This window comes from Parabacteroides sp. CAG:2, assembly GCF_000436315.1.
Classification (GTDB): Bacteria; Bacteroidota; Bacteroidia; order Bacteroidales; family Tannerellaceae; genus Parabacteroides; species Parabacteroides distasonis.
In genome coordinates this window covers 53,495-76,474 of sequence record NZ_FR885254.1, presented here as the reverse complement: position 1 = coordinate 76,474, position 22,980 = coordinate 53,495, and the positions used below count along the sequence as shown (strand labels likewise).

Here is a 22,980-nt window from a genome sequence, read left to right as displayed (position 1 = left end):
CGAGCGGGAAAAGGAATCGACGAAACGGATAAAAATATCGGTGAATCGCCCGGGCTTCCGAAAATAATGTACCTTTGCCGGAAATTAGGATCTCTGTCGCTATGACGAAATGGTTTGCCTACATATTGCTGGCCAGTGTCTGCCTGTTGCTTTCCTGTGGAGGTAAATCCGTACGGGAGAAATTTGCGGAAGCGGACCGGTTGGTAAACGAGAATAACTTAGATAGCGCCGCTTGGCTGCTGGAGGAGCAAATAACGCTTTCCGCTCTTTCGGATAGCGATAAGGCAGAGTATGGACGGAGGCTCGCTTGGCTTCATCTCTTGCAGGGGCGCAGCTTGGTGAACGACTCGCTCATCGACTACTCCGTGGATTATTATAAGGAGCATGCCTCGGAGCCTTTACTTTCCGCTTATTTCGTAAAGGCTATTTACATGGGTGATTCCCGGAAGGGGTTGGAACAAAGACGTGCCTTGTACCGAGAGGCGATAGATTCCGCTTATTCCCGTTCGGATTCGACCTACCTTGTACGTTTTTATGACCGATTGACTTCCTTGAGTTTTGGTGAGGGGTTGTATCGGGAAACGATCGCAGAGTCGAAGGAATGGGAAGCCTCGCCAAAAGCTGGATTTAAGGAGATGGCCTATTATATGGCCGGGTTGAGTTATAGCCGCTTGCGAATGAGGGACTCGGCGGATTATTATCTTCGTTTGGCTGCGGACTCGGCCTTGGCTAAGAATATCGAATGGTATGCCCATCATTTTGCCCGTAATTATGCGGATTTCTTGTATGACTTTAATCCCAAGGCTTCTATCAGCTATTTACGTTTGTTGGAAGAACGATATCCGGAGCGAGAGACCCCGGGATCCTATGTTATGCCTTGGATCAATCTAGGGGAATTGGATTCTGCCCGGAAGTATATCGAGAAGAATACGTTAGGCTTGGAACTTAGTCACAGTGATGATATAGCCTCGCATGCGCTGAATTATGCCTATCAATTTATATTGGGCGTAAAGGAAAATAAACCGGTGGATATTTCCCGGTTAGGGCAATATTGCGATTCTTTGTATACCGTGAAATCCCAAACGGAGAAGGCTGAGCGGGAACGATTGGTCGATCAAAATCGTTTACGCCGAGAAAATCTTCGCTTGGAGATGAGCCGGCAGCGTACGTTCTCTATCTTAGTGATCGTTTCCTTGCTTTCCATATTGGTAGCTGGTGGAGTTTCCTTATATATCCGTAACCGAAGGAACCGTTTGATTGATATGGAGGAGCGTTTGGAAGCCTTGCGTCAGCTCTTGAACGAGTCCAAGCAATCCGTAGCGGAGGAGGAGAAACCCGATAGTGCCTTTTTCCGTAAGGTCTTGTTGCAGCAATTGGGTGTTATCCGCTTGATGGCGACTACTCCCACGCAACAAAATAAGGAATTGCTCCAGCAAATGACTCGTATCACGAATGAGGATGTCCCGGTAGATACGCTTTTGGTATGGGATGACCTGTATCCGATTATCGATGCGGTCTATGATAATTTCCATACGCATCTGGTCCGATTGTCTGATGGGCGTTTGCTGGAAAAAGAGATCCAGCTTTGTTGCTTGCTATGCGCCGGCTTCTCTACCAAGGAAATCAGTGTGGTTACCCAGCAAAGCGTCCGTACGATCTATCAGCGCAAGACGGACATCCGCCATAAGCTGGATATGGATGAGAAAGAGGATATCATCGGCAATATAAGTGCTCAAACGGCAAATATAAACTTTTCTCTCTAAGTCGTTCGCTAATGCTTTGTAAATCAGTATATGAGCGTAATGCCTTGCACTTTAGTTTCTTGCCTGTATAAATCGATTTTAGCTGTTTCCCTCCTTACATTTGTCTCGAATCAAATTTGAATTTTATGAGAAGACAAGTATTATTTGTGGGATTGATTTGCGTTGCCTTTTTGGTAAATGCGCAAGAGGAGAAAACGATCGATTTGGATGAGGTTACCATTCAAGCCTCTTCGATTATAAGGAAGAAAGACCGTCAACTTATATTCCCCTCCAAAGACCAAGTGCGGCGCTCGATGGATGGCTTGGATTTGACAAGGCGGATGTCTTTACCTCGCCTATGGGTAGATCCGAATACGAAAAGTATCTCTATGGCGAATGGAAACGTTCAGTTGCGTATAAATGGCGTGTTGGCTTCTTCCTTAGAAGTCGCCGCCCTCTCGCCGGAGGATATCAAACGGGTGGAATATCACGATAACCCCGGCTTGCGATATGGGGAAGGAATCGATATCGTCTTGGATTATATAACGATCAAGCGGACTTCCGGAGGAAATCTCGGCGTGGATTTAAGCCATCAATTAAACACGTTTTGGATGGCAGATTATATATATGGTAAGTATAACCGGGGACGTTCGGAATTCTCTTTATCCAGCTTTGCGAACGGACACCGGTATAAAGAGGCATGGCAAGACCGGACGGAAATCTTTCATACCCCAGACGGTACCTTCCAGCGAACACAGGAAGGAATCCCCGGGAGGGATTATGAGATGTATTGGACTACGACGGCGAATTATAACTACACGAAGGATGATGATTATTTCTTGAACGCTAAGTTGAACTTTTATTATTACGACTATCCGCATAACTATAGCGACGCCCTTTTAAGAAATAGCGAGAGTATGGCTACGACCCATCTTATCGATAATAATAAATCCTTGAATACCCGTCCCTCGCTCGACTTGTATTATTTCCGGAAATTACCCCGTAAACAATCATTGGCCGTCAATGTCGTGGGAACTTATTCGAATACCGATAGCCGTCATACCTACCGGGAAGAACTGGAAAGTATTCCTTTGACAGATATTTATACGAAAGTAGATGGAAAGCGCTATTCGGTAATCGGAGAGGGTATCTACGAGAAAGAGCTGGAGACCGGCCGAATTTCCGCTGGTTTGAAACATACGCAAGCCTATACGGATAACGTGTATTCCGGCTCCGGTGATTATACGACCCATATGACAGAGTCCGAGTCGTATATGTATGCGCAATACGTAGGAACTTGGAAGAAGTTGGTTTATAATGTGGGTTTGGGTGCCTCCCGTAATTATCTATCGCAAGAAAATGTGGACTCCTACAATCGGTGGTACTTCCGCCCGCAGGTGACGCTTACTTATACTATCAATGAGGTATTATCCGCCCGTTACCGGTATAACCTGCGCAATGTAAACCCATCCTTGTCTGAGTTTAGTAACGTGGAGCAATGGATTGATTCCTTACAGGTTCGTAGAGGTAATCCGGGTCTATCCCCTTTCTTATATCATAACAACGCCGTGGAATTTCATGTGAATACGGCAAAGGTCAAGGCCGGCTTTACTTTCTCTTACCAATACCAGCCCCGCATGGTCATGGAAGAGACCCTGTATGACGCTAGCCGGGGACTTTTTATCCGCACCTACGATAACCAACGGAGTTTCCATCGCTTTACGCCGGAACTCTATTTGAATTATTCACCCTTCGGCGATTATCTGCGCATGAATATCTCCGGAGGCTTGAACCATTTCCAATCGAATGGAAATAGCTATTCGCATACATATACGGATCCCTTCTATGTGATCTCTTTGAATAGCGATGTGAAGAACTTTAATTTTAATCTGTTGATTTATAAGAGAAGCTATAGCTTTTCGGGTGAGACCAGTCGTGAGGCCGATCGTTTTAATAGGTTGGGTATCGGTTATAGGATCGGGAAGGTTCAGTTAAGCGCTTCTTTCTCTACCCAATTTACCTCATCCGCCCGTTACCGGAGTAAGAACCTTTCAGCGATCGCTCCCTATGTGACCGATCAGCGTTTTGGTGATATTTATCCGGGCTTCGAGATCGGATTCTCTTACCACTTAGATTTCGGTCGCAAATACAAATCCGTGGATCGTAAGTTGTATAATTCAGATAATGAATCGGGTATATTGAATAGTCGGAAGTAAGTTACATCTATATTGTCGATTACGTGTTCGCGGCTTTCAGTATGCAATATATTATAATTGGGTAGGATATAGTTCTCTATCATTCCTACCCGTTTCATGCGTGCGAACACCTCTTGGTAAGGCTGCCCCAATTTGCGTGCGGTTCCTTCTATACAAAAGGAAGCGAACGCTAGCTCTATTTCTGTTTGCGATAGTTCGATTTGTTTATCCATTTTTCCATGTCGCTTAGGTGGATTTGCTTCAAATGTACGTAAAAAGCGGCTCATGCGATAAAATCCGTGGATGAAATTATCTATAAATGGGAATTCCGTAGAGGTAGTACTTACTTTACCGATGAAGTATATCTCCTGTGGAACTTGAAGTATATCTCTTATAGGGAAGGGAGTGGTATCTCGTGAAAATGACTTTTGATGAACCCTTGTTTTAGAGCATATCCAAATTATCTGTCAGCGATATTCATTCATGAATCGTGGGCGACTTGGATATATGATTTCTTTCAATGCCCATTCTAAGGTTCTTATAATGCCCATCGTAAGCTCCTTTGAATGGGCATTGTTAGATGCTTACGATAGGCATTGTAAGAAACGATAAACAAAAAGCCATCCGGCATTCCGCTGGATGGCTTTTCGTATGGCAATAGAATCGGAGAGATTAGACTCTCTTTTCTTTGATTCTTGCTTTCTTACCGGTAAGGGCACGCAAGTAGTACAATTTAGCACGACGTACTTTACCGACTTTGTTAACCGTGATGCTTTCGATAAACGGAGATTCGATCGGGAAAATTCTCTCTACACCTACGTTCTCAGACATCTTACGAACTGTGAAACGTTTTTTGTCGCCGTGACCGGAGATACGGATAACAACACCGCGATACTGCTGGATACGCTCTTTGTTACCCTCTTTGATACGGTAAGCTACCGTGATCGTATCACCACTCTTGAATGAAGGAAGTTCCTTCTTCGTAGCGAACGCTTCTTCTGCAATCTTAATTAAATCCATTGTTTATAGCTTTTTAATTGTAATTTATAATGAAACGCAATTTAACGGGCTACATTTCCCGACAGAGATTACGTAAAGCGGGTGCAAAGTAACGAAATAAATATTTGATTCGCAATAGATAGATGCTTTTTTGCTCGCTATTTGATTAAATCTTTTATGTCTACCAAGGATTCAAACCATTGACATCCACCAGCGATTCCCGTTCCTCCTTCCACATTGCTGTAGATTCGGACAGGCTCGGCCAGACCTACATTCGTAAGTCCGCCCATGATACCTTCATTCTTGATGTTTTGTAAAGATAGCAGATATTGGTAATAGGGTTCGGACAGGGAATATAAACGAATATGGCGTTTGGTATAATATTTAGTATCGGACCTAAGTTGTTCTTTTACTTGCAACGTGTATTCCTTCCCGTCGAACAGCTCGTCGGAAAATACCCGTCCCCGCCAATTTACCATCGAAGAGCCGAAAACCTCATCCAAGATACCTTGTTGTTGTGTGAATACGGGATCTACGGAGAAGTCCAACAGGACACCAAGATGGTCGTCATCTCCCCATATCTGTAGAGAATAGTAATTTGATTTACCCGGGGTATCTTGGAAAGTGATTTGATAGATAAGCACATCGTTTTCTTCTATGTAGGAGATATTCCCATCTCCATCGACAAGGGTACCGCCGTTGCCGGTAGCTTCTTTACGGGGAATTATGCGCAGGCCTTTGATTTCTGTCTTGGAAGGAATCTTATCTTCCGCCGAGGCTGTTCCATATTCCGGGGTGGAAGCTACAATCTTTACGGTTTGTCCGGGCTGTGGAACCGTATTCGATATATAAAGCGTATCTGTTACCCATCCACCTCGATCCTCTCCGAGCCAACGAGAAGATTTCCAATAGGAATATTCTTTCCAAGGCATCTCCTCCTTGAAGATCCCGTCTATGTATAATTCCACCTTGGCGTTTCGAATCGTCACGTCCGGCTTGCTCTCTGAGTGAAACCATGTGCGGGATATGCTGGCCATTACGACTGTATCCGGCGAGAAGGCCGAGTTGATCACCATTTTTGGTGTAGTACGATATTCCTCTAGGTCAAACTTCCTGTAGCAGGAGGTTAGGAGCAGGCTGGATAATAAGATTGATAAATAGAATATAGGTTTCATGTTCTTTAGAATTTATAAGTATATGATATAGACGGAATGATCGGTAAGAGCGATAACGTCTCGAAATAATGGCTATAGTTTATCCAAGACCGCTTATGGATAGTTATCGGGTTCATCTGGCAATAAGCGTTATATACGCTGATATTCCAGATACCGAGATGGCCGTTCTTTTTAGGTCGATAAATATTAATCCCCAGATCTAAGCGGTGGTAAGCGGGGAGACGTACGTTATTACGCTCCGTGAAATAGTCCAAGCCTCCTTCCGGTAAGAGCGGAGGGACAGGAGTGAGGCCCAAATCCTCGTAATTCTCGAATGCCACCGTAACCCGGTTTCCGGTCATGAAAGTCCAGCTTCCTGTTAGTTCCAATTTCTCGTTGATCTTCCAGTTTGCGACGATATTCAGCTTATGGCGGTTATCGTATTTCGCGGGGAAACGTTTGCCATTATTAATCTCGTCGAACTGCCGGTCGCTCCACATTAGTCCGTATCCGATCCATCCTGTTATACGCCCCGTCTCTTTCCGGGCGATAAACTCCGCTCCATAGGCCCACCCCTTACCGGCGGCCAGTTTCTCCTCCCAACCGACGAACGAGGGTAAGAAGTTGTAACCATCTTTATAATCCAGTAGGTGATTCATCCATTTATGATAACCTTCCACCGAGAAGGAATAGTCTTTGTGTAAATTGTAATAAGCGCCGACGGATACTTGATCACTCTCCAATGGCTTCAGCTTCTTGCTGACCGGCATCCACATATCGGTAGGGAGACTCATATAACTTTCGCTGATCTGATGTACGTATTGATTCATCCGGGCGTATGAGGCCTTAAGGCTTAGATTCCTCGTGAGCAGGAAGCGTACGGATAAACGAGGGTCTAAGGAGACATATGTCTTCTTTTGTATATTATACATGTTCAGGCGTAATCCGGCGTTAGCCCGGACAATGGGAGATATCGCCCAGTCATCTTCGGCGAAAACAGCCAACTCATTCGCTGAAAGGCGCTCGTCTCCGGTAGTTCGTTTGGTCGGAGACAAATTCTCGGAGGTCTTTTCCTCGATATATTCCGGGCTGAAACGATGGTAAAGATAGTCGGTGCCATAACGGATATGATGTGCCGGGGTAGGAATATAGTCGAAGTTCGCATGGACTCCGAAATCATTGATACCGTTTCGGGTTGAGGTCTCGATAAACCGTGAAGAATAATCTTTGTCACCCTCGGTTCCGTAGTATTGTGAAGTCTCTTGTTTTAGTTTGGATTGATAATGGGAATAAGCCAAGGTGACGGTACCGAACATCTTGTTGTTAAACACATACGACCAGCCGGAAGACAATGCGATGTTACCCCAGCGCATCTTTCCAAAGTCCTTGTTCTCGAAAGGAGTTATATCATCACCTACGGAGAACTCAGAACTTCCTCCTTTTAGGAAATCCTGTCCGAAATAGAAATTAACGTAAGCTTGGCTCCGGTCATTGATATGGTGGTTCACTTTTAGGTTCAGATCCGTAAAAGCATAGCGTGCGCTGAATTTCTCCCCCTTCTTTTTCTGAATTTTATTGTAGATCGCCAAACCCGGTGCGGACAAGGCATCCAGCCAAGAGCGACGGAAGGAGGCGTTGAACGAAGTCCGGTCTTTAATGATCGGCCCTTCGAAATTTAAGTTACAGGAGGTCAATCCCAGCATGGCGCTACCATGGTACTCTTTCATATTGCCATCTTTAGTATGCACATCCACTACGCTGGAAAGCCTTCCCCCATAGCGGGCGGGGAAAGCGGATTTATAAAAATCCACATCTTTCAAAGCCTCGGCATTGAAAGCGGAGAAAAGTCCTCCGAGATGATTGACCAGATACAGTTGGATTCCGTCTATCATATACAGGTTCTCGTCTCCATTCCCCCCACGGACATACATCCCGGCTAATCCTTCCGTTCCGGCTGATACGCCGGGTTGGGTTTGCAGGGCTTTGATCACATCAGCCTCACCGAATAAGGTCGGGATGGTCTTGATCATCTTCCGGGTTATTTTAATCGTTCCCATCTGAGGGGCTTGTATCGGGTTTTGTGTGTCATTACTACCGGTAACGACAACTTCGGCCAATGCCTCACCGCTTTCCAGCAGAATTTCCATCACGGTATCCCGTTCGAGCGGTTGGAATGTATGTGAGAAACGTCCGTATCCGATGTAGGAAGTCTCCAGACGGACTACCCCGACCGGTAAGGTTAGACTGAAGAAACCGTGGTTATTGGTAGCCGTACCCCTTTGTGTGCGAGAGTCATAAACGGAGGCCCCGATTAGATACTCCGTAGTCGCTTTATCCCGTACGAATCCGCTGATGGTTACTGAGCGGGGGCGTTTCTTCAAGATGATGTGGGTACCGTTTATCTGATAAGACAGAGGGAGCTTTAGGAATAGCCGGGTAAGGCATTCCGATATGGATTGGTTATTAGATTTGAATGTAATCCGGGAAATGCCTTTGAGAATAGAAGGATCGTAGGAGAATGTCATGCCTGTTTGATGCTCTATTTTTTTCATGATTTCTTGGATCGGCTCTTGTTTAGCCTCGATACTGAGAGTCGGCGCTTGTCCCCAAGCGCTTGATTGAAAGCCGAAGATAATCAAGATTATGAGTAGTATTAGCTTCATGAAGTACTTCATTTTTTATTACGAGACAGGAAAGATAGTAAAAACCCCTATCACAATTCACGTTACTATTGCGATATTTTCTTATTTTTGGAGAGTAATAATGATAATGTTGTGATGAGACAGATTGGTATCTTGCTTTTGTGTTGTATTTCCCTTTTATCGAGTGGGGCGCAAACAGTCCCGAACCTTTATCGTGAGGTGGATCAGGAAAAGATGAATCATTGGGTTGATTCCGTGTTTGACGCTATGAGTTATGATGAACGGATCGGGCAGTTATTTATGGTTATAGCGAATCCTAAATCCGATAACCGGAATATGCAACGGCTCATGCGTTACGTGAACGAGATCAAGATCGGGGGTATCTTGTTCCATAAAGGGGATCCGGTGACGCAGGCAGAGGTGACCAATCGTTTGCAAAAGGCTTCCCGGATTCCGATGTTGGTCTCTTTGGATGGGGAGTGGGGACTTTCCATGCGATTAAGCGGAACCACCCGTTTCCCGAAAAACATGATGCTAGGCGCTATCGAGGACAATGCCTTGATCGAGGAATATGGAAAAGAGGTGGGACGGCAGTGCCGGGAAATGGGAATTCATATAAATTTCGCTCCGGATATGGACGTGAATAGCAATGTGGATAATCCCGTGATCGGCCTGCGTTCGTTTGGCGAGAATCCGGAGGCTGTGGCGGAGAAAGGTATTGCTTACGCAAGAGGATTGGAAAGTACGGGCATCTTGTCTGTCTCCAAACATTTCCCCGGACATGGAGATACTTCCGAGGACTCGCACGAGACATTACCCGTCGTGCGCCATAACCGGGCCCGCTTGGATAGCGTGGAACTTCTTCCTTTTAAACGTTATATATATGATGGGTTCGCTGGGATAATGACGGGACATCTTTATGTTCCGGCATTGGACAAAAGTCATGAGCCGGCTTCTTTCTCTAAGGCGGTAGTGACGGATCTATTACAGAAAGAACTCGGTTTTCAAGGTCTGTGCTTTACGGATGCTTTAGCGATGAAAGGGGCTTCCACAAAGAAAACGGATAATCCTTCGGTGAAGGCTTTGCTTGCGGGGAATGATATCTTGCTCGCTCCGGCCGCTCCAATCAATGATTTTACGGCCGTGAAAGAGGCTATCGAGGAAGGGGTATTGGATCTGGAAGCGATCGAGGCCAAGTGCTTGAAAATATTAAGGTACAAATATATCGCTGGATTGAATGCCTATAAGCCGGTCGAAACAAAAGGCTTATCGAAACGTTTGAACTCTCCGCATGCGGCATGGATGGCGGCGAAGTTGAATTCGGAGGCTATTACCGTTTTGAAGAATGAGGATACGATCTTACCTCTTAAACAGTTGAATAAGAAAAAGATCGCGGCGCTCTCGATTGGAGACGGGGTTGGTAATGAATTCCAGAAAATGCTGGGCGAATATGATTCGATCGCTTGCTTTAGCATCGGACGGCGTTCTACGGCTGCCCAAGTCCAGCAGGTTTATAATAAATTGCAAAAATACGACGTGATCATTTGTGGCGTACATACGATTCGCATTCCCGAGAGTTTAGCGTTGAGGCAGTTGGCTGCGAAGAAAGAGTTGGTCTATGCTTTCTTTACCTTGCCATATGCTTGTAAGGAATATAAGAAGTCGATCGAGAAGGCGAAGGCGGTCGTGTTGGCTTACGAGGGCACTCCCTTAGCGCAGGAATATGCGGCCCAAGTGATATTCGGTGGTATTGCGGCGAAAGGGAAACTTCCGGTTTCGATTCCGGGATTGTATTATGCGGGTACCGGTGTTTTTACGGAGAAGACTCGTTTGGGGTATCACCAGCCGGAAGAGGTGGGAGCGAATCCGGACCGTCTGGATGTAATTGAGTCGATCGTTAAAGAGGGATTGGATGAGAAGGCTTATCCTGGATGCCAAGTGCTGGTGGCGAAGGACGGCGTGATTATCTATAATAAATCGTTCGGTTATTTTGATTACGAAAGTAGGCAGCCGGTCACGGAGTCATCGGTCTATGACTTGGCCTCGGCGTCGAAGGCGGCGGGAACTTTATTGGCGGTCATGAAAGCGTATGATGAGAAGAAATTCACCTTGAACAATAAGATCTCCGATTTTATACCGGAGTTGAAGGAGTCTAATAAAAAGGATTTATCGATAAAAGAGTTACTATACCATCAATCGGGAGTGACTCCAACTATTAATTTCTATCTGGATGCCATTGATAAGGATAGTTATAAAGGCAGTTTATATAGTTCGGCGAAGAACGCTACGCATCCGGTTCGTTTTGACGCTAAAACGTATGTCCGGAATGATTTTAAATATCTTCCGGATATAGTATCAGATACACGGAAACCCGGATTTACGACTGAGGTAGCCCGTAATTTCTATGTGAGTGATTCCTTTAAAGATACGATCCTTCAAGATATCAAGAAATCCCGTTTGGGTACGAGAGGTAGGTACGTATATAGTTGCGTGAATTTCATTATGCTGAAAATGATGGTGGAAAATCTGATGAAATCTCCGATGGACCAGCTTCTTCGGGATGATTTCTACAGCGGGTTAGGGGCTTGGCATACCACTTATAATCCGTTGAAGCGAATGGATACCTTGCAAATTGTACCTACGGAGCAAGATGGATTTGTCCGCCGTCAATTGCTTCGCGGATATGTGCATGATGAGGCGGCCGCTTTTCAAGGGGGTGTTTCTGGAAACGCCGGATTATTTTCGAACGCGAATGATCTGGCGAAGGTGCTCCAATTGATGCTAAACCAAGGGACTTATGGCGGCGAGCGCTATCTTTCTTTGGAAACCAGCCGTTTGTTTACACAAAGCAAGAGCCCGACTTGCCGTAGAGGGCTAGGATTTGATAAGCCGGTGATTGGTAATCCGAAAGCCTCGCCTTGTGGGGCTTTGGCTCCCGCCTCGGTCTATGGACATACAGGATTTACGGGTACTTGTTTTTGGATAGATCCGGATAACCAGCTTATTTATATATTTTTGAGTAACCGGGTGAATCCTAGCCGGGCAAATAATAAACTGGGATCGCTTGATATACGTACTCGCATACAGGATACGATCTATAAGGCGATTGATAGGAAAAGCCAAAAAGATTCGTAATTTTGTGACAGTTTTAACAGATAAGGTATTAATTAAAAAGCAGGTATATGTTATACGGACACGGTGATGATTTTTATAACGCAAAGAACGAGGTAAAGATAAACTTTAGCTCGAATGTGTGGCACGGAGCTAATTTAGATAAACTGAAGGAACATTTGATCGAGCATTTTGATAAGCTGACTCGTTATCCGGAGCCGGATGCCGCTACCTTGAAAAGATTGTTGGCCCGCCGGTATGAGATCAAGGAGGAGAATATCGTAGTGACGAATGGTTCGATCACCGCTTTTTATTTGTTAGCGCAAGCTTGGCGAGGCGCGAAATCCATGATCGCTATTCCTTCTTTCTCTGAATATGAGGACGCTTGCCGTTTGCATGAGCATGAGATCTCTTTCTTCCCGACATCGGACGATTTATCAGAGTTATCCTTGGAGGGACAGGATTTCTGTTGGATTTGTAATCCGAATAATCCGGATGGAAAGCTGATCCATCGTACGGAGCTTCTCCGTTTGATCTCAGCGAATCCGCAGACTACCTTCATTATAGATCAGGCATACGTGGCTTTTACGACGGAAGACATGCTAAAGCCGAGTGACGTGAAAACGCATAAGAACTTAATCCTTGTCCAGTCTATCTCGAAGGCTTATAATATCCCCGGCTTGCGTATCGGTTATCTGGTCGCTTCTCCGGAGATCGCGGAGAAAGTGAACAAGTATATCATACCTTGGTCGGTAAATGCTATCGCTATCGAGGCAAGTAAATATATCTTGATTCATCCGGCGCAATTTACGTTGCCGATCCGTAAATGGCAGCGTGAGACCGCGGATTTTATTTACCAATTAAGTAAATTGGATGGCTTGGAGGTAATCCCGACCTCTACGACTTTCTTCCTTGTCCGTTTGAAGAAGGGTACAGCCGCTGATTTAAAGCAATTCCTTTTAGATAATTACGGAATCTTGATCCGTGACGCTTCGAATTTCCGGGGCTTGGATGAGACTTATCTACGGCTCTCTACCCAGAAGTCTGATGAGAACCAGATCTTACTTGAAGGGGTGAAGGTTTGGTTGGACCAACGATAAACGACTATGAAGGGGAGGGGGGAACCCCTTCCTGTTAAAAAAGCCAGCCGATAAATAGAGGTAGGTAATCTTTTAGCTCTGTCTTTAGAAGTTCTGTTGCCTTGTTCTTGTATCTTTCCACGGTTCGTATGGATATTTGCATTTCCTCTGCGATTTCTCCATAGCTCTTATTCTCGAAACGATTCTTCTCGAATGCGAGCCGATAGTTCTCCGGTAGCTTGTCAAGGGCTTGTCTTAATAACGTTTGCAGTTCTTCCCATGTGTAGAGTTCCTCACTACTTTCCGCATAGATCGGGATTTGTTCTTGGATGAGCGATTCGTAATATCTTTCATGGTTGCGTTGCAGATAATTTAAGCAGTGATTTCTGGCGCAAGTGACGAGATAGCTACGTGCGGAGGTCTTTACTGAGATACGGCTGCGATTTTCCCAAATAGCGAAAAACACGTCCTGCACGATATCTTCTCTTGTTTCCTTATCTGTGATAAAGCGTTTGGCGTACATACAAAGTGCCGGATAATATAACTCGAATAAGCGGTGGAAGGCGAGCCTATTATCTTCAGTCGTAATTTGTTCTAAAAGTAAATCGACATTAATAGCCTTGGTATGATTTCTTTCCATGATGGGGCAAAGGTATATATTTTTGAAGAGAACAAAATTAAAAAAACTCATTTTCGCTGTCGTGTTTTTCTTTAGAGTGTGTCTCTATAAGTAAAGGAAGAAAATATATGGAAAGAAAGGTAGAACATAAAAGTGTGTCACGTCAGGTAGAGGAAATTAAAGCCTTGTCTGAGGACATATTAGAGTATCGATCGATTGACGTGCAAAAGGCATGGCTACGAATGGAACGTCGGGTAGGGCGGCAAGCTGTCAGACGAACTTTGTCGCTGCTTTTTACTCGTGCGGCAGTTATATTGGTGCTTCCGCTGTTATTTTCTTCGTTACTTTTCTCCTATTTGTATTATGCCACAAGATATGACGAGAAGTCCCAGCCTGTCGTTTATGCTGAGGTTAACTCCCTGCCCGGAACGATTACTCGGTTTGTGTTGCCAGACCAGTCTGTCGTATGGTTGAACTCGGGTAGTAAATTGACCTATCCGTCGGTGTTCGAGGAGAAAGAGCGCAAGGTGTTACTTTCCGGCGAAGGATATTTCGAGGTGGAGGCCGATCCGGAACATCCCTTTTGTGTATCAACTTCCGAAGGTTTACGGGTGGTGGCCTATGGAACAAAATTTAATGTCAATGCCTATGCTGACGAACCTTTTATAGAGGCCGTGTTGGAAAAAGGAAAGATTGACGTGATCCGGAATGATGAACGTATCCGATTGGAGCCGAACAAACAGGCGGTATTGGATAAGGAGAGCGGTACTTTCAGTGTTTCTGCGGCCAACCTGGAGGAGAAAATGGATTGGAAAGGAGGACGGATAGTTTTCCGGAATACTTCTTTGGATAAGGTGTTGAAACGATTGGAGAAACGATATAACGTGGAGATCGTATTGCATAAGAGCGGGAATGCGGAGTATAAATATCGGGCGACCTTCACTACGGAGACTTTGGAACAGATCTTGGATTATTTGAAACAGACTGCTCCTATCGAATGGACATCACGAGAGCCTTCGCAACGTCTGGATTCCTCGTTTGTTCGCCGGAGGATCGATGTTTATCAAAGATAATAGGAAATCTATACTAATATATTGTGTAATCATTAAATCTGTATGCTCATGAGCACATTTCATTTACGTAAGAGAAATCTTGCGCGGTGTTTACCTAATTCGGGCCGTATACTGAAACTTAGTACGGCATTTACATTTTTGACAGCTTTCCAGCTATATGCGGGAACATCTTCTTCGCAAGGAATGACACTTTCCTTGTCGCTGAAGAACGCAACGGTAGAACAAGCGATTGATCGGATCGAACAGGAGACTGGTTATTCTTTCTTGTATTCCAATCATGTCCTAGACACGAACCGTCTTATCAGTTTGAATGCTAGCAATAAGGATATAAATGTGGTCTTGTCACAGGTTTTCGACAATATGGGGGTCGAATACAAGATTGTGGATAGGCAAATCATTTTGTCGCGTAAGGTGGAGTCCGCTCCTGTCGTACAGCAACAAGGCCGTAAGGTACAGGGTGTCGTATTGGATTCGAGTCAAGAACCGATCATTGGTGCGAATGTCTTGGTGAAAGGAACCTCTATTGGTACAATCACGGATATTGATGGTCGTTTCACGTTGGAAGTACCTGATAATGCGGTACTGGTCGTTTCTTATATCGGTTATTTGTCTATGGAGCTGACTCCGGGCTCGAAGACGGATCTGACGATATCTTTGAAAGAGGATTCGCAAAACTTGGACGAGGTTGTAGTGGTAGGTTATGGCGTTTCTCGTAAAAAGGACTTGACGGGTGCGGTTTCGGTCTTGAAGATCGATGACTTGAAAGATACACCGGTATCCAGCGTAGACCAAATGATGCAAGGTAAATTATCTGGCGTGAACGTGATGCCGGATAATATGCCGGGTGGTGGTGTCGCTGTCCGTATCCGTGGTTATAGTACGATTCGTAACAATGACCCTCTTTATATCATTGACGGTATTCCCGTGGATGGGGGAATCAATTTCTTGAATCCGAATGATATAGAGTCCATGCAAGTATTGAAAGATGCTTCCTCTGCTTCTATTTATGGAGCGCGTGCCGCCAATGGTGTTGTTATCATTAATACGAAAAAGGGAAAAGAAGGACAATTCAATGTGAATTTAGATGCGTACTTCGGTGTACAAAAAGCGGCTAAACAATTGAAGATGTTGAATGCGCAGCAATTTGGCGATATGTTGTGGCAAGCGATGAAAAACGACGGAAAGACACCTTCACACGATGTTTATGGAAACGGTGATCAAGCGGTTGTGCCCGAATATCTGGATAAAGATCATAAGATTCCTTCTGATGACGTGGATTGGGTAGATGAGATTTTGCGTGCCGCTATCGTTCAATCCTATAACCTTTCCTTCACGAAAGCCGATAAGAAATCCAATCAATTGTTTTCTTTGGGGTATTATGATCAGCAGGGATTGGTGAAGTTAAGCGATTTCAAGCGTGTGAGCGGTCGCTTTAATTCCGAGTATAAATTGTTCGATGACCATCTTCGTATCGGGGAGAATATTTCTCTTTCTCATTCTTGGGGTACTAGTGTCTCCAATAATGCGGCGTTGGGAGGAACTTTGTATGAGGCCTATAAGTTCCAGTCGATCACACCGGTGAAGAACTTGGAGGATGAATATGCGGGAAATGTCTTTTCGGATATTCCTAACCCGATGGGAAAGTTGCATAGAAATAAGGATAACAAGGATAAGAAGAGCCGCTTGGTGGGTAATTTGTACGCAGAGCTGCACTTGTTTGACGGATTTATGTTCAAGACTTCTTTTGGTGCAGACTATAATAATCTATACAGACGTTCTTTTAGCCCTAAATATGATGAGATCAACGCTTCTGAGAAATTAAGTGGTTTGTCTAACCGGAATGCATGGAACTTCAACTGGGTGTTCACGAATACCTTGAACTATACCAAGACATTTGGCGATCATACGATCAATGCATTGTTGGGTATGGAGTCGTTGAGAAACCGGTATGAGTATTTTACGGCTTCGAGAGATGGTTTCCCTTCGGATGATCCTAACTTCCATTTCTTGGATGCGGGCGATGTAGGAACCCAAAAGAACTCAGGGTCTGCCACGGAGTATAGCATGGTCTCTTATTTCGGCAAGATCGATTACAATTATCACGATCGTTATTTGGTCGCTTTCACTTTGCGTCGGGATGGATCTTCCCGTTTGGGGAATAATAAGTGGGGTAACTTCCCGGCCGCTTCGGTGGGATGGCGTATCAGTAATGAGCCATTCTTTGATGTGGAGGCTATCAATAACTTGAAGCTTCGTGTCGGTTGGGGACAAAATGGTAACTCAGATGTTCCTTCTTACGCAACGATCGATTCCTATAAGAGTAGTTCATCTACCTCGAATTATCCGATTGATGGAAGTCAAAGCTCTGTGGATTTAGGATTTGTGCAGACTCGTAATGGTAACGCTAATTTGAAGTGGGAGACGACCACTCAAACCAATGTTGGCTTGGACTTAGGTTTTTTAAGCGGTGACTTGAATTTGACATTGGACTTCTTTAATAAGGACACCAAGGATTTGTTGTGGCGTAGAGCCTTACCAGCTTCGATCGGAGGAACGAACATGACGGTTTGGGATAACGTCGGAAAGATGAATAACAAGGGTTTTGAGATGGAGGTGAATTATCAGAAACAGATCAATCAAGATTTTGGCTTCTCTGTAGCATATAATTTCTCTATCATCAAGAATAAGATGACAGAGCTGAATGGCGTGGATTATATTGGTCTTTCCAGCAGCGAACTTCATGGACGAAACTTTGACCAAGAGACCTCTCGTTCGGCGGTAGGACAACCGATCGGCTCTTTCTTCGTGTATGAGGCAGATGGCTTGTTTCAAAACGACGCAGAGATCCAAAACTATAAGAATGATAAGGGCGAGCTGTTGCAACCGAACGCTAAACCTGGCGATATCCGCTTTAAGGACTTGAACGGTGATGGAGTAATCAATAGCGAGGATCGTGATTTTGTAGGTAGCCCGCTGCCTGATTGCAGTATGGGTCTAACGCTTGGGTTCAATTATAAGAACTTTGATATAAGTGCGTTCTTCCAAGGGGTATTTGGTAACGAGGTTTATAATTTGACAAATTATTTGGGTGAGTTCTATAATCAAGCTCAGTATAATAAAAACTCTACGATTCTGGATGCTTGGAGACCGGATCATACGAATACGGATATACCACGTGTAACATTGGATGACCCGAATAATAATATCCGGCCTTCTACTTATTATATTCATAACGCTTCCTTCGTTCGTTTGAAGAATTTGAAGATTGGTTATACCTTGCCGGATCGGATCGCATCTAAATTGAAATTGAAACGTACCTATATTTATTTACAAGGACAGAACCTGTTTACGATAACGGGCTATAATGGTATTGATCCGGAGGTGGGTTTACAGAGCTATTCTTCCGAGAACCGAAATTTGGATATGGGTGTTGATCGTGGCGTATACCCGTTGCCAAGGACATTCACCTTAGGAGTTAATGTTAATTTTTAATTGAAAATCTGATGTACGATGAAAAAGATAGTTAGTTTAGTTGTTGCGGCTTTAGTGATGTGCTCTTGTGCCGATTCTTTTCTTTCTGAGGAGCCTGTAGGAGAATTTATGCCCGAGCAGGTAGAAAGTGAGGAAAACATAGAGGGAATCGTGATAGGTGCTTATGCGGTATTGGATGGATATTATGCTTCGGATGCGATCAACTCCGGTTGTTCGAATTGGCAGTTTGGGGATGTCGTATCTGACGATGCCTATAAAGGGGGTGGAGGTACCGGTGACCAAAACCAGATTCACTTGATGGAAATCTTTAATGCCAATCCGACGGGTATCGATTTTGAGGCTCGTTGGGCTGCTCTTTATGAGGGTGTAAAGCGTTGTAATCAAGCGATTCGTTTGTTGAGCAATAGTACGGTAAAGAACAAAGAGCAACGTTTGGCGGAAATGCGTTTCTTGAGAGGACACTATTATTTCAACTTGAAAGTCATCTATAATTTGATCCCTTGGATTGATGAGACGGTGGTTGATCCGAATGAGTATCATACGAAATCGAATATGGAGTTTACGTCCGACCAGCTATGGGAAAAGATTTTGGGGGAATTCTCTGCCGCTTATCAAGTCTTGCCGGAAAGCCAATCAGATTATGGACGTCCTACCAAAATGGCGGCAAAAGCTTATATGGCTAAGGTGTATTTATATCAGTCGAAATGGAAAGAGTGCCTAAGTGCTTGTGATGAGGTGATCCAGTCCGGGAAATATACGCTGTATCCTGATTTTAGGGAAGTGTTCTTGCCGGAGAATGATAACAACTCAGAAATTATTTTTGCGGTTCAGTTATCTATTAACGATGGAGCGTCCAGTAATCAAAACGGAAGTTATGGCGATCGTTTGTTACCGCCGGGAGGTCCTTATCCAACTTATGGATTCTTGCGGCCGACCCAGAATTTGGTAAATGCTTATAAGACGAATGAAAACGGCTTGCCTTATAATGATGGTAAGGATGTGGCGGAAAGCGACTATGTGGATGTTCGTTTGGATCATACCTTGGCTCGGCCAAATATTCCGTTTATGGATGTACAGGTGTATGATTGGACTCCAAGAGAGGCTAGCGTATATGGCCCGTATAGTCCGAAGAAACGTTTGGTATCGTTGAACTCTACCCATTACTCTCCGATATGGCCATATGTGAATGCGTTGAATTTTTACGTGATTCGTTATGCGGATTTGCTGTTGTGGAGAGCTGAGGCCTCTATCGAGACCGGTGATTTGGAGACTGGACGTAAGTATATTAATAAAATTAGGGAGCGTGCAAAGAATACACAGCATGTCAAGCTGTGGGATGATCAGTCGCAAGATGCCGCTAATTATAAGGTGGAGATTTATACCGAGCCATTTAAGTCGAAAAATGAGGCTGTGCAAGCATTGCGTATGGAAAGACGTTTAGAGATGGCTCATGAGGGTATCCGCTTCTTTGATTTAGTGCGTTGGGGTATTGCGGATGAGGTTCTCAATGTGTATTTTGAGAAAGAAAAAACATTCCGTTCCCACTTGCAGAATGCTCGCTTTGTAAAAGGAAAGCATGAGTATTTTCCTATACCTCAATCTGTTATAGATGTTTGTGGTGCTGAGGTAATGAAACAGAATCCGGGTTATTAAAGTTTTATGAATGGTTGAAAGAAAAGGCAGCGCCCGTTTGGGGCTGCCTTTTTTATTATTTTTGTATAGAGATGAAACAATTGAGATTTCTTTTATATCTGTTGAGTTGGGTTGCTTGCTGTGAGCTATCTGCGACTCCCCATAATATCGCTTCTTTGGCGAAAGTCTCTTGCTCTTCTGCGTTAACGCAGGAACAAGGTTGTGAGAATGTAGTGGATCAGGTGATTCGTATTGCAGGAAAAGGAGAGTGGGTCGCTAAAACAAAGTTGGACTTCCGGGGGCGGGTGTATCCCTATCCTTGGATTCAATTGGATTGGGAAGAGCCCATTTATACGAATCAAGTCATGTTATATGATCGGGTAGATAAGGACAGCCATACGGCGGCCGGTACGTTGTTCTTTAGCGATGGAAGCTCAATCACGGTCAACCAGATTCCTAATGATGGAGCACCGAAAGTGGTGACGTTTGAGACTAAAAAAATAGAATGGCTTCGTTTTCAGGCGACAGATGGGGAAGGACGAGATTTAGGTTTGTCTGAGATAGAGGTTTATCCCGCACCGGAATCTTATACAGATTATGTCTCATGGGTTAATCCGTATATCGAGACGGCTAAGGGGCGGTATTTTTTCTTTGTTACAGGAAGCTTGCCTTTTGGAATGATCAGTTCCGCTCCGTTAACCCGTAATATCAATCAGGGAGGAGGAGGTTATAATTATAACTCTACAACGGTATTAGGTTTTCCGCAAATTCATAATTGGATGATTTCTGGCTTGTCTCTGATGCCAGTAAAAGACGAGGTAGATGTCTGTGGGGGGGATAAGGCTTGGCGTTCTTCTTTCTCCCATGAGGGTGAGATCGTTCAACCCGGCTATCATCGTTTATTTTTGGATTCCTACAAGATATGGGTGGAACAGACCGTTACGGATCGAGTGGGGCTTTATCGTCTTACGTATGCGGAAGATGGTTTGGCGAAGGTCTTGGTGAACTTGGGAGGGCATATCGCTACTTCTACTTTGTTGAATGCTCATGTGACTAAAGTGAGTGATATGGAGATCTCCGGATATTTTGATACAGCCGGTCGTGTATGGGGCGGTGTGGATGTTGCGAAAGTGTATTTTGTCGTTCAATTCAATAAGCCAATCGAGGCATTGAATGGTTGGGTGGGCGATAAGAAGGAAATGGGAGTTGGACATTTTACGGGTTCTTCCGAATTAATTACCGTGCCTAAGTCCTCTTTTAAACAATCTCCTTCTTCTGGCGTAGAAGCTTGTTTTGGATCTTTTAAGGCTGGTGATGAGCTGTTGTTGAAGACCGCTATCTCTTATGTGAGTGAGGAAAACGCCCGTGAGAATATAGAGCGGGAATGTAAACATTGGGATTTTGATCAAGTTAAGAGTGCGTCCGAGCGTATTTGGAATGAGTGGTTGGGAAAAATTGATGTGCAAGGTGGTTCTTTTCAGCAAAAGACCAAGTTTTATACCGATTTGTGGCACATATTGTTGGGGCGCCATAAGATAGATGATAGCAATGGCGAGTATCCGGATTATTTGTCCGGAGGAGAACGTATTGGAAAACAAACAAGGATACATACGATTGCTCCTAAATTCCAAGTACGGACTTTGCCTAAAGATAAAACAGGAAAATCAAGGTTTCATATGTATAATTCAGATGCTCTATGGTTGACACAGTGGAATTTAAACACGTTGTGGGGACTGGCGTATCCTTCTGTTCTAGACGAGTTTTCCGCTTCTTTTATCGAATATGACAAGAATGGAGGTCTATTACCTCGTGGGCCGTCCATAGGGTCTTATACTTATATTATGACGGGCTGTCCGGCTACCTCCTTGATTACTTCCGCTTATCAGCGGGGGGTGTTTCATAAATGGTCGCCCAAGGAGGGATATGCGGCTATGAAAAGGAATCATGAGAAAGGTGGTATGCTTGCCTTTGATATGGATAAAGAGTTGGAGTTCTATATTAAACATGGATATTGCCCAGAAGAGGCTGGCTTGACTATTCAATGGGCCTTTGAGGATTGGGCTTTGGGAGAAATGGCGAAAGCTATGGGAAAACTCAAGGATTATAATTATTATAGAAATCGTTCCTTGGGCTGGCCTGCGTCCTGGCATCCGGATTTGAGGTTGATGATGCCTAGAAAAGAAACAGGAGAGTGGGTCCATTTGGATCCTTTGTCCGAGCGTGGGTTTGTACAAGCCAATGCTTGGCAGGCTACTTTTGGATTATCTCATGACATTGAAACATTGGCTCGTTTGATGGGAGGTAATGACAGCTTAGCTACTCAATTGAATTATGTGTTTGAGATGTCGAAAAATGCAAGATTCCTGTCTAGTTATGTTAGTTATGCCAATCAACCCGGTTGCTCGAATGCGCACGTTTTCTCACATGTAGGAAAGCCTTGGCTGACTCAATATTGGGTGCGTCAGGTCGCTAAACAGACCTATGGTGATATTACGCCAGAGCGAGGCTACGGCGAAAATGATGAAGATCAAGGACAGATGGCTGGAATAAGTGCACTGATGGCTATGGGATTATTCAGTTTGGATGGAGGCTCTGCCTATAATCCGATGTATGATATTACAAGCCCTGTTTTCAATGAGATTACGATTCGATTGGATTCTCGGTATTATAAAGGGAACGAGTTTAAGATTAAAGTACATGATAACTCCCCAGAGAATTGTTATATCCAGAAAGCTTCTTTGAACGGAGAGATGTATCATAAATATCAATTGCCGCATACCGTATTTGAGCAAGGTGGCCTTTTGGAATTATGGCTTGGCGATAAACCAAACAAGGAATGGGGAACTCAATAACGATTTGGGCATATCTCTCAATTTGCATGATGATTCAAAAAAAGGATGTGCGTAACAATGAGGCACATCCTTTTTCATTTCCTTTTAAATCTAAGTAGCGTGTATTATTCTACTCGTTTGTTGATTACGATATGACCAAAATAGCCAAGGAGAACCAATCCCAGACCTGTAAGTAGAATACTATTTGTCATACCTCCGGTGAAAAACGGTACAGCCAAAACTGCCGCACCAATAATGAGTACGATCACTCCTAGATTTTTAATTAACTCATTCATGGTTATAGATATTTTATAATTATTTTCTTTTCTACCGCAAATAAAGCAATAATAACCCGATCGTGAAAATATTTTCGGAGAAAAATAATGAAACGATTGAAATTAGCTTCTATAT

At 44.2% G+C, this 22,980-nt stretch carries 14 protein-coding genes; 8 read left to right on the top strand and 6 right to left on the bottom strand.

All coding sequences use genetic code 11. The features are described 5' to 3' along the window. Nucleotides 1–74: 74 nt before the first annotated feature. Both QVP94_RS00890 and QVP94_RS00885 read left to right on the top strand, forming a co-directional pair. A complete protein-coding gene (locus QVP94_RS00890; protein WP_229055208.1) occupies nucleotides 75–1,763 on the top strand; it encodes a helix-turn-helix transcriptional regulator in 1,689 nt (562 codons plus the stop codon). 125 nt (nucleotides 1,764–1,888) lie between these two features. Continuing rightward, nucleotides 1,889–3,958 carry a porin family protein gene (locus QVP94_RS00885; RefSeq protein ID WP_022191767.1) on the top strand — a complete coding sequence of 690 codons (2,070 nt, stop codon included), beginning with the start codon at nucleotides 1,889–1,891 and terminating at the stop codon, nucleotides 3,956–3,958. Here QVP94_RS00885 and QVP94_RS00880 read toward each other — a convergent pair. The 4 genes from QVP94_RS00880 to QVP94_RS00865 all read right to left on the bottom strand — a co-directional run bounded on the left by QVP94_RS00880 (nucleotide 3,865) and on the right by QVP94_RS00865 (nucleotide 8,753). Continuing rightward, nucleotides 3,865–4,170 (bottom strand): DUF3791 domain-containing protein, encoded by a 306-nt coding sequence (locus QVP94_RS00880; RefSeq protein WP_005854039.1) that lies wholly within the window; start codon nucleotides 4,168–4,170, stop codon nucleotides 3,865–3,867. The two genes, QVP94_RS00885 and QVP94_RS00880, sit on opposite strands and share 94 nt — an antisense overlap. Nucleotides 4,171–4,609: 439 nt before the next feature. After that, on the bottom strand, nucleotides 4,610–4,957 hold the full coding sequence (gene rplS, locus QVP94_RS00875) for a 50S ribosomal protein L19 (RefSeq protein ID WP_005854040.1): 348 nt from the start codon (nucleotides 4,955–4,957) through the stop codon (nucleotides 4,610–4,612). A gap of 137 nt (nucleotides 4,958–5,094) precedes the next feature. Continuing rightward, nucleotides 5,095–6,111 (bottom strand): DUF4249 domain-containing protein, encoded by a 1,017-nt coding sequence (locus QVP94_RS00870; RefSeq protein ID WP_011966826.1) that lies wholly within the window; start codon nucleotides 6,109–6,111, stop codon nucleotides 5,095–5,097. A 5-nt stretch (nucleotides 6,112–6,116) separates the two neighbouring features. Then, the gene (locus QVP94_RS00865) at nucleotides 6,117–8,753 is read right to left on the bottom strand and encodes a TonB-dependent receptor domain-containing protein (RefSeq protein ID WP_022191766.1); all 2,637 of its coding nucleotides are present in this window, start codon (nucleotides 8,751–8,753) and stop codon (nucleotides 6,117–6,119) included. 114 nt (nucleotides 8,754–8,867) lie between these two features. On the opposite strand from QVP94_RS00865, the gene QVP94_RS00860 reads away from it, so the two are divergent. Further along, nucleotides 8,868–11,867, top strand: a complete 3,000-nt coding sequence (locus QVP94_RS00860; protein WP_022191765.1) for a serine hydrolase domain-containing protein — start codon at nucleotides 8,868–8,870, stop codon at nucleotides 11,865–11,867. 47 nt (nucleotides 11,868–11,914) lie between these two features. Continuing rightward, nucleotides 11,915–12,943 carry a pyridoxal phosphate-dependent aminotransferase gene (locus tag QVP94_RS00855; RefSeq protein ID WP_022191764.1) on the top strand — a complete coding sequence of 343 codons (1,029 nt, stop codon included), beginning with the start codon at nucleotides 11,915–11,917 and terminating at the stop codon, nucleotides 12,941–12,943. Nucleotides 12,944–12,977: 34 nt separating this feature from the next. Here the strand turns inward: QVP94_RS00855 and QVP94_RS00850 are convergent, their stop codons facing one another. Further along, nucleotides 12,978–13,562, bottom strand: a complete 585-nt coding sequence (locus tag QVP94_RS00850) for an RNA polymerase sigma-70 factor (protein ID WP_008773734.1) — start codon at nucleotides 13,560–13,562, stop codon at nucleotides 12,978–12,980. A 107-nt stretch (nucleotides 13,563–13,669) separates the two neighbouring features. Between QVP94_RS00850 and QVP94_RS00845 the strand changes: the two genes are divergently transcribed. The 4 genes from QVP94_RS00845 (at nucleotide 13,670) to QVP94_RS00830 (ending at nucleotide 22,590) form a co-directional block, all read left to right on the top strand. Next, nucleotides 13,670–14,614: a FecR family protein gene (locus tag QVP94_RS00845; protein WP_022191762.1), complete on the top strand. Its 945-nt coding sequence runs from the start codon at nucleotides 13,670–13,672 to the stop codon at nucleotides 14,612–14,614. A gap of 42 nt (nucleotides 14,615–14,656) precedes the next feature. Further along, nucleotides 14,657–18,106: a TonB-dependent receptor gene (locus tag QVP94_RS00840; RefSeq protein ID WP_130882430.1), complete on the top strand. Its 3,450-nt coding sequence runs from the start codon at nucleotides 14,657–14,659 to the stop codon at nucleotides 18,104–18,106. An 18-nt stretch (nucleotides 18,107–18,124) separates the two neighbouring features. After that, the gene (locus tag QVP94_RS00835) at nucleotides 18,125–19,759 is read left to right on the top strand and encodes a RagB/SusD family nutrient uptake outer membrane protein (protein WP_022191760.1); all 1,635 of its coding nucleotides are present in this window, start codon (nucleotides 18,125–18,127) and stop codon (nucleotides 19,757–19,759) included. Between the two features lie 71 nt (nucleotides 19,760–19,830). Beyond that, nucleotides 19,831–22,590 carry a glycoside hydrolase domain-containing protein gene (locus QVP94_RS00830; protein ID WP_288213137.1) on the top strand — a complete coding sequence of 920 codons (2,760 nt, stop codon included), beginning with the start codon at nucleotides 19,831–19,833 and terminating at the stop codon, nucleotides 22,588–22,590. A gap of 104 nt (nucleotides 22,591–22,694) precedes the next feature. Here the strand turns inward: QVP94_RS00830 and QVP94_RS00825 are convergent, their stop codons facing one another. Continuing rightward, nucleotides 22,695–22,865, bottom strand: a complete 171-nt coding sequence (locus QVP94_RS00825) for a hypothetical protein (RefSeq protein WP_005854067.1) — start codon at nucleotides 22,863–22,865, stop codon at nucleotides 22,695–22,697. Nucleotides 22,866–22,980: the final 115 nt, after the last annotated feature.

Coding starts and splice junctions, on each gene's coding strand:
- QVP94_RS00870 (WP_011966826.1), bottom strand. CDS start 6,111: ATGAAACCTATATTCTATTTATCAATCTTATTATCCAGCCTGCTCCTA.
- QVP94_RS00885 (WP_022191767.1), top strand. CDS start 1,889: ATGAGAAGACAAGTATTATTTGTGGGATTGATTTGCGTTGCCTTTTTG.
- QVP94_RS00835 (WP_022191760.1), top strand. CDS start 18,125: ATGAAAAAGATAGTTAGTTTAGTTGTTGCGGCTTTAGTGATGTGCTCT.
- QVP94_RS00865 (WP_022191766.1), bottom strand. CDS start 8,753: ATGAAGCTAATACTACTCATAATCTTGATTATCTTCGGCTTTCAATCA.
- QVP94_RS00825 (WP_005854067.1), bottom strand. CDS start 22,865: ATGAATGAGTTAATTAAAAATCTAGGAGTGATCGTACTCATTATTGGT.
- QVP94_RS00840 (WP_130882430.1), top strand. CDS start 14,657: ATGCTCATGAGCACATTTCATTTACGTAAGAGAAATCTTGCGCGGTGT.
- QVP94_RS00830 (WP_288213137.1), top strand. CDS start 19,831: ATGAAACAATTGAGATTTCTTTTATATCTGTTGAGTTGGGTTGCTTGC.
- QVP94_RS00860 (WP_022191765.1), top strand. CDS start 8,868: ATGAGACAGATTGGTATCTTGCTTTTGTGTTGTATTTCCCTTTTATCG.
- QVP94_RS00855 (WP_022191764.1), top strand. CDS start 11,915: ATGTTATACGGACACGGTGATGATTTTTATAACGCAAAGAACGAGGTA.
- QVP94_RS00845 (WP_022191762.1), top strand. CDS start 13,670: ATGGAAAGAAAGGTAGAACATAAAAGTGTGTCACGTCAGGTAGAGGAA.
- QVP94_RS00850 (WP_008773734.1), bottom strand. CDS start 13,562: ATGGAAAGAAATCATACCAAGGCTATTAATGTCGATTTACTTTTAGAA.
- QVP94_RS00880 (WP_005854039.1), bottom strand. CDS start 4,170: ATGGATAAACAAATCGAACTATCGCAAACAGAAATAGAGCTAGCGTTC.
- rplS (WP_005854040.1), bottom strand. CDS start 4,957: ATGGATTTAATTAAGATTGCAGAAGAAGCGTTCGCTACGAAGAAGGAA.